The following is a 16,255-nucleotide window of genomic DNA, read 5'->3' on the forward strand; positions in this document are numbered from 1 at the left end:
GGTTTGTCAATTGTCAGAGGCTGTCACTAGCCTCGAACGCATGACTAGTCAGACCACCATCGACGCGACGGGGCCGGGGGACACGGCACCTCAAGCCCCGCTCGAGTCGCCTCCGGCCGCGGGGCTGCGCGGCCATCCCTGGCTCACCCTCATCACCGTCGCCGTGGGCGTCATGATGGTGGCCCTCGACGGCACCATCGTGGCGATCGCCAACCCGACCATCAAGGAAGACCTGGGCGCGACCTTCGCCGATGTCCAGTGGATCACCAACGGCTACTTCCTCGCCCTCGCGGTCACCTTGATCACCGCGGGCAAGCTCGGTGACCGTTTCGGCCACCGGCAGACCTTCCTCATCGGCGTGACCGGCTTCGCCGCCGCCTCCGGCGCCATCGGCCTGTCCCACAGCATCGCCGCGGTCGTCACCTTCCGCGTCTTCCAGGGCCTGTTCGGCGCGCTGCTGATGCCGGCCGCGCTCGGCCTGCTGCGGGCCACCTTCCCGGCCGAGAAGCTCAACATGGCCATCGGCATCTGGGGCATGGTGATCGGCGCGTCCACCGCGGGCGGCCCGATCCTCGGCGGCGTCCTCGTCGAACACGTCAACTGGCAGTCGGTGTTCTTCATCAACGTCCCCGTGGGAGCGCTCGCCCTGGTCCTGGGCGTGCTGATCCTGCGCGACCACCGCGCCGAGAACGCCCCGCGCTCCTTCGACGTCCTCGGTATCGCGCTGCTCTCCGGCGCGATGTTCTGCCTGGTCTGGGCCCTGATCAAGGCCCCGACATGGGGCTGGGGCGCCGGCAGCACATGGATCTTCATCGCCGCGTCCGTGGTCCTCTTCGCCCTGTTCTCCGTCTGGGAGACAAGGGTCAAGGAGCCCCTGATCCCGCTGGGCCTCTTCCGCTCGATACCGCTGTCGGCGGGCGTGGTCCTGATGGTCCTGATGGCCATCGCGTTCATGGGCGGGCTGTTCTTCGTGACGTTCTACCTCCAGAACGTGCACGGCATGAGCCCCATCGACGCGGGCCTGCACCTGCTGCCGCTCACCGGCATGATGATCGTCGGTTCGCCGCTCGCCGGTGCCGCGATCACCAAGCTCGGCCCGCGCATCCCGCTGGCCGGCGGCATGGCCGCGACCGCCATCGCGATGTACGGCATGTCGACGCTCAAGGCCGACACCGGCAGCGGCGTGATGTCGGTCTGGTTCGCGCTGCTCGGCCTCGGCCTCGCGCCGGTCATGGTCGGCGCGACGGAGGTCATCGTCGGCAACGCCCCCATGGAACTGTCCGGTGTCGCCGGCGGCCTCCAGCAGGCGGCCATGCAGATCGGCGGCAGCCTCGGGACGGCCGTGCTGGGCGCCGTGATGGCCTCCAAGGTCGACAGCGACCTGCCGGGCAACTGGACCGGCGCCGGACTGCCGCCGCTGACACCGGGTCAGCTGGACAAGGCCTCGGAGGCGGTCCAGGTGGGCGTCGCCCCGGTGCCGAAGGGAGTGCCGGAGCAGGTGGCCGCGAAGATCACCGAGGTCGCCCATCACACCTTCATCTCCGGCATGAGCCTCGCCTCCCTGGTCGCCGCGGGCGTGGCGGCGGTCGCCGTCCTCGTCGCGCTGCTGACCAAGCGGGGCGCGAACGCGGAGGCGGGCGCGGGCGTGGGCCACGTCTGAGGGCTACTGCTCGGGTCTCCGCCTGGGCGTCTGCCTGGGCCTCGGCCTGGGCGTCTTCCGGGCGGAGTTCCCCTATCAGGGTGACTCCGCTAAAGATCGCTCGCATCGGGCGCGCGCCGCGGGTCACAGTGGGTCAAGTCCTCCGCAGGGCATGGGAGGACCGCCGGGCTGTGGCGCGCGCTGCGGAGGGGGCTGCGCGCGCCAGTGCCTGCGGCGCATCTGCCTGCGGCGCTTCGGCCGGGCGGCGACTGGGGTGGGGCTGCGGGTTCGTTGCCGACTGCGGGTGAGTGGTGGGCTGGTCTCGCAGTTCCCCTCGCCCCCTACGGGACGAGCGCCAGTAGGCTCCCCGGCCCCGGCCGGCCGCAGCACCGGCACCCGTCAACTCCGCTGCTGCTCCCGCTCGTCGGCCAGCCGAGCCACCTCCGCGCGCAGTGAGCGAACCTCTTCGGCCAACGCGGCGATGGCCTCCGTCTGCCGCCGCTCCTCCACGTCGTCCTTCTCGAACCGCGCGATGAACCACGCCGCGATGTTCGCGGTCACCACACCGAGCAAGGCGATCCCGGACAGCATCAGCCCGACGGCGATCACCCGCCCCAGCCCGGTCGTCGGCGCGTGGTCCCCGTACCCCACGGTCGTCATCGTCGTGAACGACCACCACACCGCGTCACCCAGCGTCCGGATGTTCCCGTTCGGCGAGTCCCGCTCCACGGACAGCACCGCCAGCGACCCGAACATCAGCAGCCCGGTCACCGACCCGGCGACATATGTCGTCAGCCGGATCTGCGAGGCCATCCGCGCCCGCCGCCCCACCAGCAGCAGCGTCGACACCATCCGCAGCAACCGCAGCGGCTGCAGCAGCGGCACCAGCACCGCGCACAGGTCTATCCAGTGTGTGCGGACGAACTCCCGGCGCCGCGGGGCGAGTGCGAGCCGCATCAGGTAGTCCACGGCGAACGCGGCCCAGACCACCCACTCGACCACCGTGCACACGGCCGTCAGCGAATGACCTGCGGAGTGGTCCACGATCGGCACGGCATAGGCGACGGCGAACGCCACCGCCAGCGCCAGCAGAGGCCGTTGGGTACACCGCTCCCAACGCGCCTGCGGCGACTGATCGTTCATGCCCGCATCGTAAAGAAAAAGCAACGAGGACGGCGCCCCGGGTACTCCGGGCACCGCCCTCGTTCAGCCGGCCGAAGCCGCGAGTGGGGGAGGCTACGCGTCGCCGCCCGCCGCCCCCGGATGCGCCGCCGACACGTCCAGCAGCTGGTACCGGTCGATGGCCTGCTTCAGCACCGAGCGGTCCACCTTGCCCTCGCGGGCCAGCTCGGTCAGCACCGCGACGACGATCGACTGGGCGTCGATGTGGAAGAAGCGCCGCGCCGCACCCCGGGTGTCGGCGAAGCCGAAGCCGTCCGCGCCCAGCGACTGGTACGTGCCCGGCACCCACCGCGCGATCTGGTCCGGAACCGACCGCATCCAGTCGGACACGGCCACGAACGGACCCTCGGCGCCGCTGAGCTTCCGCGTCACATACGGCACCCGCTGCTCCTCCTCCGGGTGCAGCAGATTGTGCTCCTCGCACGCCACCGCCTCGCGGCGCAGCTCGTTCCAGGAGGTGGCCGACCAGACGTCGGCGCGCACGTTCCAGTCCGCGGCGAGGATCCGCTGGGCCTCCAGCGCCCACGGGACCGCCACGCCGGACGCCATGATCTGCGCCGGGAGGGAGCCGCCCGTGCCCTCGCTGAGCTTGTGGACGCCCTTGAGGATGCCCTCCACGTCCACGTTCGCCGGCTCTGCCGGGTGCTGGATGGGCTCGTTGTAGACGGTCAGGTAGTAGAAGACGTCCTCGCCGTGCGGGCGCTCGGCGTCGCCGCCGTACATCCGGCGCAGGCCGTCCTGGACGATGTGCGCGATCTCGTAGGCGTACGCCGGGTCGTAGGCCACGCACGCCGGGTTGGTCGAGGCGAGCAGCTGCGAGTGGCCGTCGGCGTGCTGCAGACCCTCGCCGGTCAGGGTGGTACGGCCGGCGGTCGCGCCCAGCACGAATCCGCGCGCCAGCTGGTCGGCCATCTGCCAGAACTGGTCACCGGTGCGCTGGAAACCGAACATCGAGTAGAAGACGTACACCGGGATCAGCGGCTCGCCGTGCGTGGCGTAGGCCGAGCCCGCCGCGATCAGGGAGGCCGTACAGCCCGCCTCGGAGATGCCGTCGTGCAGCATCTGGCCGGTCGGCGACTCCTTGTAGGCGAGCAGCAGCTCCCGGTCCACCGACTCGTACTGCTGGCCCAGCGGGTTGTAGATCTTCGCGCTCGGGAAGAAGGAGTCCATGCCGAACGTGCGGTACTCGTCCGGCGCGATCAGCACGAACCGCTTGCCGATCTCCTTGTCCCGCATGAGGTCCTTGAGAAGTCGCACGAAGGCCATCGTCGTGGCGATGGACTGCTGGCCCGTGCCCTTCTTCACGGTCGCGTACGCCTTGTCGTCCGGCAGCGCGAGCGGCTGGGAGCGCACGACGCGCGTCGGGACGTAGCCGCCGCACTGCTTGCGCATGTCGTGCATGTACTGGATCTCGTCCGTGTTCCGGCCCGGGTGGTAGTACGGCGGCGGGCCGGACTCCAGCTCCTTGTCGGAGATCGGCAGGTGCAGCCGGTCCCGGAAGCGCTTGAGGTCGTCGACCGTCAGCTTCTTCATCTGGTGCGTGGCGTTGCGGCCCTCGAAGTTCGGGCCCAGCGTCCAGCCCTTGACCGTCTTGGCCAGGATGACCGTCGGCTGGCCCCGGTGCTCCAGGGCCGCCTTGTACGCCGCGTAGATCTTCCGGTGGTCGTGACCGCCGCGGCCCAGCATCAGGATCTGGTGGTCGGTCATGTTCTCGACCATCGCGCGCAGCCGCTGGTCGCCGCCGAAGAAGTGCTCGCGGATGTACGCGCCGGACTCGGTGGCGTAGGTCTGGAACTGCCCGTCCGGGGTCGTGTTCATCTTGTTGACCAGGACGCCGTCGCGGTCCTGCGCGAGCAGCGGGTCCCACGTGCGGTCCCAGATCAGCTTGATCACGTTCCAGCCGGCGCCCCGGAAGATCGACTCCAGCTCCTGGATGATCTTGCCGTTGCCGCGCACCGGGCCGTCGAGCCGCTGCAGGTTGCAGTTGACGACGAAGGTCAGGTTGTCCAGGCCCTCCCGGGCCGCGATGGACAGCTGGCCGAGCGACTCCGGCTCGTCCATCTCGCCGTCGCCGAGGAACGCCCACACGTGCGACTTGGAGGTGTCCGCGATGCCGCGCGCCTCCATGTAGCGGTTCATCCGGGCCTGGTAGATCGCGCCGAGCGGGCCGAGGCCCATGGAGACCGTCGGGAACTCCCAGAAGTCCGGCATCGAGCGCGGGTGCGGGTAGCTGGACAGGCCGTTCGGGTACTTCGACTTCTCCTGGCGGAAGCCGTCGAGCTGGCCCTCGGTGAGCCGGTCGAGCAGGTACGCGCGCGCGTAGATGCCGGGGGAGGCGTGGCCCTGGAAGAAGACCTGGTCGCCGCCGTCGCCCTCGTCCTTGCCGCGGAAGAAGTGGTTGAATCCGACGTCGTACAGCGAGGCCGAGGAGGCGAAGGTGGCGATGTGGCCGCCGACGCCGATGCCGGGGCGCTGGGCGCGCGAGACCATCACGGCCGCGTTCCAGCGGGTCGCGTTGAGGATCTGGCGCTCGATCTCCTCGTTGCCCGGGAAGAACGGCTCGTCCTTGGTGGCGATCGTGTTGACGTAGTCCGTGCTGCGCATCTCGGGCACGGCCACGCGCCGCTCGCGGGCCCGCTCGATCAGCCGGAGCATGAGGTAGCGGGCCCTCTCCCGGCCGCGCTCGTCCACCGCGGCGTCGAGGGAGTCGAGCCACTCCCGGGTTTCCTCGGGATCGAAGTCAGGAACCTGACTCGGAAGGCCGCCAATGATGATCGGATTGCGATCGGATCCGGAAGCCACGCTGTTCCTTACCTGTCAGAGGGACCGATTTTCTGCACCTGCCTACACCGTTCCCCATCGTGTACCTCGGGACGGCGTACGTCATCTCCTCGGTGTCTCTCGGTGTCCCTCGATGTCTCTCGGTGTATTGATCGGTCAAAACGCAACGATACGCCCGGGGTGTGACGCGCTTGGCAAAGGTGTTCGAGGGGCGTACCAGCGGATGATTCTGAGATGATTTCGAACGGTGCAAACCGGGCACATCGGTGTGATGTGGGTCACGCGGAATCGGGATACGGTGCCAGGAGTTGCGGCGACACGGCCGGGATCGTCACCGTTTCGGCGGTCCGGAGGGCCGGGTACTTGCGCGATCCGCCCCGCCCGTGTGGACTACGGCCAATGCTTCGCGCACGCGCGTGGCTGAGATATTCATCAAGACATGATCAGGAGGCAACCCGTGAGCGCGACCGCGGACCACGCGGAGGAGCGGACGAACCCTGCCGCCAGGCTGGGGTTCCAGCCCGGGCAGGTGGTCCAGGAGATCGGCTACGACGACGACGTCGATCAGGAACTCCGTGAGGCCATCGAGGAAACCATCGAAGGCGACCTCATGGACGAGGAGTACGACGACGTGGCCGACGCCGTTGTGCTGTGGTTCCGTGACGACGACGGCGACCTGACGGATGCGCTGGTGGATGCCACCACGTACATCGAAGAGGGTGGCGCAATCCTGCTCCTGACGCCGAAGACCGGCCGGACGGGATACGTGGAGCCGAGCGACATCCAGGACGCCGCCACGACGGCCGGCCTGACAGCGTCGAAGAGCGTCAGCGTGGGCAAGGACTGGAGCGGAAGCCGGCTGGCCACGCCGAAGGCGGCCAAGTCCAAGAGGTGATCTCCTCTCCCACCACCGGACGGGCTGGATTTCGCCCCGGCCCGTCCGGAAGGCCCTGGTGATCGCTGCGTAGGGTGGAGCCGCGCGTGTGCTGTGCGCGCTCCACCCGAACGGCCCACCGAAGGGATGCACGACGATGGCGATCCAGGTCGGCGACAAGGCGCCCGACTTCGAGCTCAAGGACAACCACGGCCGCACCGTGAAGCTCTCGGACTTCCGCGGCGAGAAGAACGTGGTCCTGCTCTTCTACCCCTTCGCCTTCACCGGCGTCTGCACCGGCGAGCTGTGCGAGCTGCGCGACAACCTGCCGAAGTTCGAAGGCCGCGACACGCAGCTGCTCGCCGTCTCCAACGACTCCATCCACACCCTGCGCGTCTTCGCCGAGCAGGAGGGCCTGGAGTACCCGCTGCTCAGCGACTTCTGGCCGCACGGCAACGTCTCGCGCGCGTACGGCGTCTTCGACGAGGACAAGGGATGCGCCGTCCGGGGCACCTTCATCATCGACAAGGAGGGCGTCGTGCGGTGGACCGTGATCAACGGCCTGCCGGACGCGCGCGACCTGAACGACTACGTGAAGGCGCTCGACACCCTGTAGGCCGACCGTGGCCGACACCTGTGATTCTCCGGGTCCAGGGTCTGCGGGGTGCGGGAACCCGTCACTAGGATCGGCTCGTTGATCCCATATCCGAAGCACGACGGGGCTCCCCGCCCCTGGACACCACATGGAGGACCCGTGGGAGTCAGCCTCAGCAAGGGCGGCAACGTATCGCTGACGAAGGAGGCCCCGGGCCTGACCGCCGTCATCGTCGGTCTGGGGTGGGACGTGCGCACCACGACCGGCTCCGACTTCGACCTCGACGCGAGCGCACTGCTGCTGAACAACACCGGAAAGGTCGCGAGCGACCAGCACTTCGTCTTCTTCAACAACCTCAAGAGCCCCGACGGCTCGGTCGAGCACACCGGTGACAACATCACCGGTGAGGGCGAGGGCGACGACGAACAGATCAAGATCAACCTGGCCGGCGTCCCGGCCGACATCGAGAAGATCGTCTTCCCGGTGTCGATCTACGACGCCGAGAACCGTCAGCAGTCTTTCGGCCAGGTCCGCAACGCGTTCATCCGCGTCGTGAACCAGGCGGGCGAGCAGGAGATCGCCCGCTACGACCTCAGCGAGGACGCCTCCACCGAGACCGCCATGGTCTTCGGCGAGCTGTACCGGCACGGCGCGGAGTGGAAGTTCCGTGCCATCGGCCAGGGCTACGCCTCGGGCCTGCGCGGCATCGCGCAGGACTTCGGCGTCAACGTCTGATCCCGGCAGGGTCACGACACCTGCACCGTCCGGCGCCGCACCGTTTACGGGCGGCGCCGGACGCGCAGGACAACCAGGGAAAGCACCACTAGGGGAGGACCAGCATCATGGGCGTCACGCTCGCCAAGGGAGGCAACGTCTCCCTCTCCAAAGCCGCACCGAACCTCACCAACGTCATGATCGGGCTCGGCTGGGACGCGCGTTCCACCACCGGCGCCCCCTTCGACCTGGACGCCAGCGCACTGCTGTGCGGCGCCGGCAACCGCGTCCTGGGCGACGAGTGGTTCGTCTTCTACAACCAGCTCAAGAGCCCCGACGGCTCGGTGGAGCACACCGGTGACAACCTCACCGGTGAGGGCGAGGGCGACGACGAGTCGATCCTGGTGGACCTCGGCAAGGTGCCGGCGCACTGCGAGAAGATCGTCTTCCCCGTCTCCATCCACATGGCGGACGAGCGCGGCCAGACCTTCGGCCAGGTCTCCAACGCCTTCATCCGCGTGGTGAACCAGGCCGACGGCCAGGAACTGGCCCGCTACGACCTCAGCGAGGACGCCTCCACCGAGACCGCCATGATCTTCGGCGAGCTGTACCGCTACCAGGGCGAATGGAAGTTCCGCGCCGTCGGGCAGGGGTACGCCTCGGGCCTGCGCGGCATCGCCCTCGACTTCGGGGTGAACGTCTCGTAGCCGGGCACTCTCCCAGCGGCCTGTGCTGTGGCTTTTCGGTGAGGGTTGCCCTCGGCGGTACCGCCGGTAGGGTGCACCTCTAGACTCGGGGTCAACGTTTAGCAAAGCCGGGTACGGCGCGGGGGAGCCCCGTACACACACGATTGGGTAGCCAGTGCTTCTGAAAACCTTCGGCTGGTCGTTCGCGATCACCGCGCTCGGCCTGGTCGCCGCGGTCTTCTACGGGGGGTGGGAGGCCTTCGGCGTCGTGGCGATCCTCGCCGTCCTCGAGATCTCGCTGTCCTTCGACAACGCGGTGGTCAACGCCGGCATCCTGAAGAAGATGAACGCCTTCTGGCAGAAGATCTTCCTCACGGTCGGCGTTCTCATCGCGGTGTTCGGCATGCGGCTGGTCTTCCCCGTCGTGATCGTCGCCATGACCGCCAAGCTCAACCCCTACGACGCGGTCCACCTGGCCCTCACCGACAAGGACCGCTACCAGCAGCTGGTCACCGACGCGCACCCGGCGATCGCCGCGTTCGGCGGGATGTTCCTGCTGATGATCTTCCTGGACTTCATCTTCGAGGACCGGGACATCCAGTGGCTGCAGTGGCTGGAGCGCCCGCTGGCCAAGCTCGGCAAGGTCGACATGCTGGCGGTCTGCATCGCCCTGATCGTCCTGCTGATCACCTCCTTCACCTTCGCCACCCACGCCCACCAGCACGGCGGCGCCCACGTCGACAAGGCCCAGACGGTCCTGATCGCCGGCATCGCCGGCCTGATCACCTACATGATCGTCGGCGGTCTTTCGGGCTACTTCGAGGACCGGCTCGAGGAAGAGGAGGAGCGCGAACACGAGGAGGAGGAAGAGGCCGTTCGCACCGGCAAGAAGAAGTCGGCGGTGCTGCTGGCCGGCCAGGCCGCGTTCTTCATGTTCCTGTACCTCGAGGTACTGGACGCGTCCTTCTCCTTCGACGGCGTGATCGGCGCCTTCGCCATCACCAACGACATCGTGATGATGGCCCTCGGCCTCGGCATCGGCGCGATGTACGTCCGTTCCCTCACGGTCTACCTGGTCCGCCAGGGCACCCTCGACGACTACGTCTTCCTGGAGCACGGCGCCCACTACGCCATCGGCGCCCTGGCCGTGATCCTCATGGTCACCATCCAGTACGAGATCAACGAGGTCATCACCGGTCTCGTCGGCGTCGTCCTGATCGCCTTGTCCTTCTGGTCCTCCGTCCGCCGCAACCGCGCACTGGCGGCCGAGGGCGAGGGCACCGACGAGAAGGCCGAGGTCTCCTCAGGGGTGTGAGCCGGGTCCCCTACGGGACAGATCCGGGCTGTGACGGGGTGTGACACCCCGCCCGGCGAGGAACGCTCTGAATCGGGGCGGCCGACGCGGTCGGCCGCCCCGACGGCGTTGTGGACGAGTACATGAGCACCTGGGGGCGGGAATGGGATTCTTCGACGGGCTGCGGGGCGCCAGCGCCGCCGAATTCGACGCGGGCAACGCCTCGACGAACTCCATCGAACTGACCAGGCGGCACCAGACGGTGTCCCTCACCAAGCAGGACGCGGCCACCGGCCACCTGCGCATCAACCTCGCCTGGCGGATGCGCACCTCCGACTTCGACAGCAACCAGCGCACCAGCCTCTTCCGGCACCCCTTCAGGGCCCTCAAGCCACCGGAGGTCCTCGGCCACGGCCAGAGCATGGTCAACGTCGACCTGGACCTGGGCTGCCTGTACGAACTGACCGACGGCACCAAGGGCGTCGTCCAGCCGCTCGGCAACTACCTCGGCGACGTCAACGCACCGCCGTACATAAAGCTCAGCGGCGACGACCGGTTCGGTTCGGCGTCGGGCGAGACGATGTACATCAACCTCGACCACCGCGACGCCATCAAGCGCCTGCTGGTCTTCGTCTACATCTACGACCAGACCCCGGCCTTCGACCGCACACACGCCGTCGTCACCCTGTACCCCAGCAACGGCCCCCGCATCGAGATAGGCCTCGACGAACGCCACCCCCAGGCCCGCTCCTGCGCGGTGGTGATGATCGAGAACGTCAAGGGCGAACTGGTCGTCCGCCGTGAGGTGAAGTTCGTGTACGGCTTCCAGGGGGAGCTGGACCGGTTGTACGGGTGGGGGTTGCAGTGGGGCAGGGGTTACAAGACGAAGGCGGATCGCTGAACCGGTAGGCCGGCTCACCGACCGATGAACTGCGGCCCCTGCGGAGGCAGCCGGAAGTTCGGATCCACCGGCCCCACAGCCACCGGCACCGGCACCGGCTGAGGGTAGCCGTACGCCGGCGGAGCCGACGTCGGCTGCGGATAGCCGTACGCGGGCGGCTGCTGCGGCACGGCGGACGTCGGCTGCTCCGGAGGCAACGGCTGCGAAGAGCTCGGTTCCTCCACCTCCGACTCGTCCACCGAGATACCGAAGTCGGTGGCGAGCCCCTTCAGCCCGTTCGAATACCCCTCGCCGAGCGCGCGGAACTTCCAGCCCTCCCCGCGCCGGTACAGCTCACCGCAGATCAGCGCCGTCTCCGCACCCGTCTCCGGCTTGATCTCGAACCGGGCCAGTGGCTCGGCGTCGGCGACCGCGGCGTCGTACAGCAGGATGCACAGCGCCGGCACCCGGTCGAAGGTGATCCCGTCCGCGGACGCCACCAGCACGATGCGGCCGACGTCCGGCTCGACGCCGGGCAGGTCCGACTGGATGGTGTCGGTCAGCCCCTCGGCGACGCGCTTCTTGCCCAGCCGCCACACCTTTCCGGAGGGGTGCCGGGGCTGGTTGTAGAAGACGAAGTCCTCGTCGGAGCGCACACGGCCGTCGGGGCCCAGCAGCAGCGCCGAGGCGTCCACGTCCGGGACCCCCTGCCCGGGCGCCCAGCGCAGCACGGCGCGGACCGTGCCGGCTTCCAGCGGGACGTTCGACCCCTTCAGCATCGCGTGCGTCATGCGGTCATCCTGCCTTCTCGGTCCTGGTCACGACAATGCGGGGGGTGGTGTCCCAGTGCGCCGCCGACATGGGCGAGTTACCGGAAATTCATGCCCACAGGGAACCTCTGACATGGATCCCTACGTACTATTACCGGCCACCCTTTACCGAACACTGAGACTCGGGCTCGAGCCCTTGGGGAGTTCTATGCGTCATTTCGGGCACATCGCCCCCGAGGTGCGGCAGCGCCTCTTCCACCGGGAGCCGTGCGCGTTCACCGCCGACTCTCCGGCCAGGCTGCTTGCCGCCGCCCTCGGCGCCACCCTGTACAGCCCGGCCACCCGGCCGCGGCTCGCCGACGACATCGTCAAGCAGGCCGGGAACGGCGTGGTCTCGATGGTGCTGTGCCTGGAGGACTCGATCGACGACGCGGAGGTGGTGGCCGGCGAGGAGAACCTCGTCCGGCAGTTCGCCGCACTGGCCGCCCGTCCCGGCGTCGAGCCACCGCTGCTCTTCATCCGGGTACGCACCCCCGAGCAGATACCCGACCTCGTACGGCGTCTCGGCCCGTCCGTGCGGCTGCTGTCCGGCTTCGTGCTGCCCAAGTTCACCGAGGAGCGCGGCATCCCCTTCCTGGAGGCCCTGACGGCCGCCGAGGCGCTCAGCGGGCGTCGGCTGTTCGCCATGCCCGTCCTGGAGTCCCCCGAGCTGCTCTACCGCGAGTCCCGCGTGGACACCCTGGAGGGCATAGCCCGCGCGGTCGACAAGTACCGCGACCGGGTGCTGGCGCTGCGCCTCGGCGTGACCGACTTCTGCTCCTCCTACGGCCTGCGCCGCGCCCCCGACATGACCGCCTACGACGTGCAGATCGTCGCCTCGGTGATCGCCGACGTCGTGAACATGCTGGGCCGGGCCGACGGCACCGGATTCACCGTGACAGGGCCCGTGTGGGAGTACTTCCGGGTCCCCGAGCGCATGTTCAAGCCACAGCTGAGGCAGAGCCCCTTCCTGGAGGTGCAGGCCGTCGAGCTGCGCGAGAAGCTGATCGAGCACGCCATGGACGGACTGCTGCGGGAGATCTCCCTCGACCAGGCCAACGGCCTGCTCGGCAAGACCTGCATCCACCCCTCCCACGTGCTGCCCGTCCACGCGCTGTCCGTGGTCAGCCACGAGGAGTACAGCGACGCCCAGGACATACTGCGGCCGGAACGCGGCGGCGGGGGTGTACTCCGGTCGGCCTACACGAACAAGATGAACGAGGTGAAGCCGCACCGCGCCTGGGCCGAGCGGACCCTGCTGCGCGCCGAGGTCTTCGGTGTGGCCCACGAGGACGTCGGCTTCGTGGAGCTGCTCGCCGCGGGAATGAACGCATGAGGAACGAAGTGAACGACGGGGTCTGGTCCGGCAGCTGGGTCGCCGAGCGGCTCGGGGTCGAACTCGTGGGGGACGACGGCCTGCGGGCCCTGCTCGGTCTCGCCCTGCGGCGCAATCCCAAGCGGGCCCATCTGCTGGTGTCCAACGTGCTCGGCAAGCATGTTCCGCAGTCGCCGACGGTGGTGTACGGCCATGGCCACCGCCTGGGCCGACGCGTCCACGAACTGCTCGGTGAGGCCGAGGCCGCCGGTGCCGTGGTCCTGGGTTACGCGGAGACCGCGACGGGGCTGGGCCACGCCGTGGCCGACGGGCTCGGTGCCGCGCCGTATCTGCACTCCACCCGTCGGCCGGTGGCCGGGGTCGCCCGTGCGGGCGGCTTCGAGGAGAGCCACTCGCACGCCACCTCCCACCTGCTGCTCCCCGAGGATCCCGGCCTGCTGACCGGAGATGGTCCGCTGGTCCTGGTCGACGACGAGTTCTCCACCGGGAACACGGTCCTGAACACCATCCGTGAGCTGCACGAACGCTATCCGCGCAAGCGTTACGTGGTGGTCGCCCTGGTCGACATGCGCTCGCCCGAGGACGCCGACCGGATGGATCGATTCGCCACCGAGATCGGCGCCCGGCTGGACCTGATCGCCGCTGCCTCCGGGACCGTACGGCTGCCGGAGGGTGTGTTGGACAAGGGGCAGCGGCTGGTCGCCGAGCATGACCGGCGGCACGGCTCGCCCGAGCCGTCGTACGGTCGTGTCGGCCGGGTCGAGCTCCACTGGCCCACCGGCCTCCCCGACGGCGGCCGGCACGGCTTCACCCCCGCTCACCGTGCCCGCCTCGAAGCCGCGCTGCCCGAGATGGCGGCCCGAATAGGCGGCGCCCTGCCCCCCGGCTCCCGGCGCGTCCTCGTCCTCGGCTTCGAGGAGCTGATGTACGCCCCCCTGCGCCTCGCACGCGAGCTGGAGCAGGTCACGGACGTCGAGGTGCGCTTCTCCACCACCACCCGTTCGCCCGTCCTCGCGCTGGACGACCCCGGGTACGCGATCCGCACCCGACTGGTCTTCCCCGCCCACGACGACCCGGCCGATGGCCCCGGCGAGAGGTACGCCTACAACGTCGCAGGGGGCGGCTTCGACGCCGTCGTGGCCGTGGTCGACTCCGTCGCCGACACCCCCGCCCTGCACGCCTCCGACGGCCTGCTGGGCCGCCTCGCCGCCCACACCCCGCACGTCCTGCTCGCGGTCGTCCCCTCGTACGTCCCGCACGCTTCCGAAAGGCCGGCCATGCTGCCCGAGCCCCTCCGCGGCCCCGCGTTCTCCAGCTACGCCCCCGAGGAGGTCGGCTGGCTGCTCCAGGACCTCTCCGACGTCACGCTGGAGGCGCCGACCGAGGAGCGCGAGGAGGCCATCCAGAGCGGTGGCGCGCACTACGCCGAGTCGCTGCCGGTGGAGTACCAGCCGAGCGAGCAGTACCAGCAGCTGTTCCACGCGGCCCTCGACGTCTCCGCCGCCCGGATCGCCCAGGCGGTGGGCGTGGTGACCGAGGCCGTGATCGCCGAGCGGTCGCCGCGCCCGGTGCTGGTCTCGCTCGCCCGCGCGGGCACCCCGGTCGGCATCCTGATGCGCCGCTGGGCCCGGTTCCGGCACGGCCTCGACCTGCCGCACTACGCGGTGTCGATCGTGCGCGGCCGGGGCATCGACGCCAACGCGCTGCGCTGGCTCGCCGCCCACCACGACCCGCGGGACGTGGTGTTCGTCGACGGCTGGACCGGCAAGGGCGCCATCACCCGCGAACTCGCCCAGGCCATCGAGGAGTTCGAGGCGAAGGAGGGCATCACCGGCTTCGACCCGGAGATCGCCGTACTAGCCGACCCGGGCTCCTGCGTACGCACCTACGGCACCCGCGAGGACTTCCTCATACCCTCCGCGTGCCTCAACTCGACCGTCTCCGGCCTGATCTCCCGTACGGTGCTCCGCGCGGACCTGGTCGGCCCGGACGACTTCCACGGCGCGAAGTTCTACCGCGAACTCGCCGGCGCCGACGTCTCCGTGGCCTTCCTGGACGCCGTCTGCGCCCGCTTCCCGGAGGTCGCCGACACCGTCGACACCGCGGTCAAGGAGCTGATGGCCGAGGACCGCGACCCGACCTGGGCCGGCTGGCGGGCGGTCGAGCGGATCAGCGAGGAGTACGGCATCCACGACGTGAACCTCGTCAAGCCCGGCGTCGGCGAGACCACCCGGGTGCTGCTGCGCCGGGTGCCCTGGAAGATCCTGGCCCGCGCAGGGGCCGGCGCAGACCTCGACCACGTGCGCATGCTCGCCGAGCAGAGGGGAGTCCCCGTCGAGGAGGTCGGCGAGCTGCCGTACACCTGCGTCGGCTTGATCCACCCCAAGTACACGCGCGGTGCCACGGGCGCCGACGGCAAGGCGGTGAACGTCTGATGCCGGTGCTGGTGGCGAGCGACCTCGACCGCACGCTGATCTACTCCTCGGCGGCCCTCGCGCTGACCATGCCGGACGCGCGGGCGCCCCGGCTGCTCTGTGTGGAGGTGCACGAGGCCAAGCCGCTCTCCTACATGACCGAGACGGCGGCCCAGCTGCTGACCGACCTCGGCGACACGGCCGTCTTCGTCCCGACGACGACCCGGACGCGCAAGCAGTACCAGCGGATCAACCTGCCCGGCCCGCCCCCGAAGTACGCGATCTGCGCCAACGGCGGCCATCTGCTGGTCGACGGCGTGACGGACGCCGACTGGCACGCCGGTGTGCTCGCCCGGCTCGCCGACGAGTGCGCGCCGCTGGCCGAGGTCCACGAGCATCTGATGCGCTCGGCGGACCCGGCCTGGGTACGCAAGCACCGCATCGCCGAGGACCTGTTCACCTACCTCGTCATCGAGCGCGAGCTGCTGCCCGAGGACTGGGCGAAGGAGCTGGCGGTATGGGCGGAGAACCGCGGCTGGACCGTCTCGCTGCAGGGCCGCAAGATCTACGCTGTCCCCAAGCCGCTCACCAAGAGCGCGGCCGTCCATGAGATCGCCCGCCGAACCGGCGCGGAGCTGACGCTGGCGGCGGGTGACTCCCTCCTGGACGCCGACCTCCTCCTCGCCGCCGACCGGGGCTGGCGCCCCGGCCACGGCGAACTGGCGGACGCGGGCTGGGCCGCGCCCCAGGTCGCGGTACTTCCGGAGCGGGGGGTCCTGGCAGGGGAGCGGATAGTACGGGAGTTCCTGAAGGCGAGCCGCACCGCAACCCCGGCAGGCGACTAACCGCAGCACCCTCCGCCACAACAGCCACCGCCGCCCCCGGCCGGCGCCGGAACGGAGGCCGTACCGCCCACCGCCACGGTGGACAGCAGCTTGACCGTGTCGTCATGCCCCGCGGGGCATGACGCGGGGGCGGCGGACTCGGCCATGGGACGGCTCAGTTCGAACGTGTCGCCGCAGGTGCGGCAGCGATACTCGTAGCGAGGCAT

At 69.4% G+C, this 16,255-nt stretch carries 14 protein-coding genes; 10 read left to right on the forward strand and 4 right to left on the reverse strand.

Translation table 11 applies throughout. The features are described 5' to 3' along the window. The first annotated feature begins 40 nt into the window (after window positions 1-40). On the forward strand, window positions 41-1,660 hold the full coding sequence (locus ACWGJ5_RS10620) for an MFS transporter (RefSeq protein ID WP_453309360.1): 1,620 nt from the start codon (window positions 41-43) through the stop codon (window positions 1,658-1,660). 378 nt (window positions 1,661-2,038) lie between these two features. Here ACWGJ5_RS10620 and ACWGJ5_RS10625 read toward each other — a convergent pair whose 3' ends face one another. Both ACWGJ5_RS10625 and aceE read right to left on the reverse strand, forming a co-directional pair. Continuing rightward, window positions 2,039-2,782 carry a potassium channel family protein gene (locus ACWGJ5_RS10625; protein WP_453309361.1) on the reverse strand — a complete coding sequence of 248 codons (744 nt, stop codon included), beginning with the start codon at window positions 2,780-2,782 and terminating at the stop codon, window positions 2,039-2,041. 93 nt (window positions 2,783-2,875) lie between these two features. Next, window positions 2,876-5,623, reverse strand: a complete 2,748-nt coding sequence (gene aceE / locus ACWGJ5_RS10630; protein WP_453309362.1) for a pyruvate dehydrogenase (acetyl-transferring), homodimeric type — start codon at window positions 5,621-5,623, stop codon at window positions 2,876-2,878. Between the two features lie 436 nt (window positions 5,624-6,059). Here aceE and ACWGJ5_RS10635 point away from each other — a divergent pair, with 436 nt between their 5' ends. From ACWGJ5_RS10635 to ACWGJ5_RS10660, 6 genes are all read left to right on the forward strand, one after another. Next, on the forward strand, window positions 6,060-6,497 hold the full coding sequence (locus ACWGJ5_RS10635; protein ID WP_361244565.1) for a DUF3052 domain-containing protein: 438 nt from the start codon (window positions 6,060-6,062) through the stop codon (window positions 6,495-6,497). Window positions 6,498-6,633: 136 nt separating this feature from the next. Then, window positions 6,634-7,092, forward strand: a complete 459-nt coding sequence (locus tag ACWGJ5_RS10640) for a peroxiredoxin (RefSeq protein ID WP_453309363.1) — start codon at window positions 6,634-6,636, stop codon at window positions 7,090-7,092. Window positions 7,093-7,230: 138 nt separating this feature from the next. Then, the gene (locus ACWGJ5_RS10645; protein WP_228620121.1) at window positions 7,231-7,806 is read left to right on the forward strand and encodes a calcium homeostasis/redox stress adaptation protein; all 576 of its coding nucleotides are present in this window, start codon (window positions 7,231-7,233) and stop codon (window positions 7,804-7,806) included. Window positions 7,807-7,913: 107 nt separating this feature from the next. Beyond that, on the forward strand, window positions 7,914-8,492 hold the full coding sequence (locus ACWGJ5_RS10650) for a TerD family protein (protein ID WP_228620119.1): 579 nt from the start codon (window positions 7,914-7,916) through the stop codon (window positions 8,490-8,492). 154 nt (window positions 8,493-8,646) lie between these two features. Continuing rightward, window positions 8,647-9,786, forward strand: coding sequence for a DUF475 domain-containing protein (locus tag ACWGJ5_RS10655; protein WP_453309364.1), 1,140 nt, complete (start codon window positions 8,647-8,649; stop codon window positions 9,784-9,786). Window positions 9,787-9,928: 142 nt separating this feature from the next. Further along, a complete protein-coding gene (locus ACWGJ5_RS10660) occupies window positions 9,929-10,666 on the forward strand; it encodes a TerD family protein (RefSeq protein WP_453309365.1) in 738 nt (245 codons plus the stop codon). A gap of 14 nt (window positions 10,667-10,680) precedes the next feature. Here the strand turns inward: ACWGJ5_RS10660 and ACWGJ5_RS10665 are convergent, their stop codons facing one another. Then, window positions 10,681-11,436, reverse strand: coding sequence for a TerD family protein (locus ACWGJ5_RS10665; RefSeq protein ID WP_453309366.1), 756 nt, complete (start codon window positions 11,434-11,436; stop codon window positions 10,681-10,683). A gap of 187 nt (window positions 11,437-11,623) precedes the next feature. Between ACWGJ5_RS10665 and ACWGJ5_RS10670 the strand changes: the two genes are divergently transcribed. From ACWGJ5_RS10670 to ACWGJ5_RS10680, 3 genes are read left to right on the forward strand one after another with little or no spacing between them, the layout of a single operon-like run. Beyond that, window positions 11,624-12,790: an HpcH/HpaI aldolase/citrate lyase family protein gene (locus ACWGJ5_RS10670; protein WP_453309367.1), complete on the forward strand. Its 1,167-nt coding sequence runs from the start codon at window positions 11,624-11,626 to the stop codon at window positions 12,788-12,790. Further along, entirely contained in the window at window positions 12,787-15,225 is a 2,439-nt protein-coding gene (locus ACWGJ5_RS10675; RefSeq protein ID WP_453309368.1) for a phosphoribosyltransferase, read from the forward strand. The genes ACWGJ5_RS10670 and ACWGJ5_RS10675 overlap by 4 nt, the downstream gene beginning before the upstream one ends. After that, window positions 15,225-16,049: an HAD family hydrolase gene (locus ACWGJ5_RS10680; protein WP_453309369.1), complete on the forward strand. Its 825-nt coding sequence runs from the start codon at window positions 15,225-15,227 to the stop codon at window positions 16,047-16,049. The genes ACWGJ5_RS10675 and ACWGJ5_RS10680 overlap by 1 nt, the downstream gene beginning before the upstream one ends. On the opposite strand, the gene ACWGJ5_RS10685 is transcribed toward ACWGJ5_RS10680, so the two are convergent. After that, window positions 16,046-16,255: an FmdB family zinc ribbon protein gene (locus ACWGJ5_RS10685; protein WP_453309370.1), complete on the reverse strand. Its 210-nt coding sequence runs from the start codon at window positions 16,253-16,255 to the stop codon at window positions 16,046-16,048. The two genes, ACWGJ5_RS10680 and ACWGJ5_RS10685, sit on opposite strands and share 4 nt — an antisense overlap.

This window comes from Streptomyces sp. NPDC054783 (assembly GCF_053611725.1).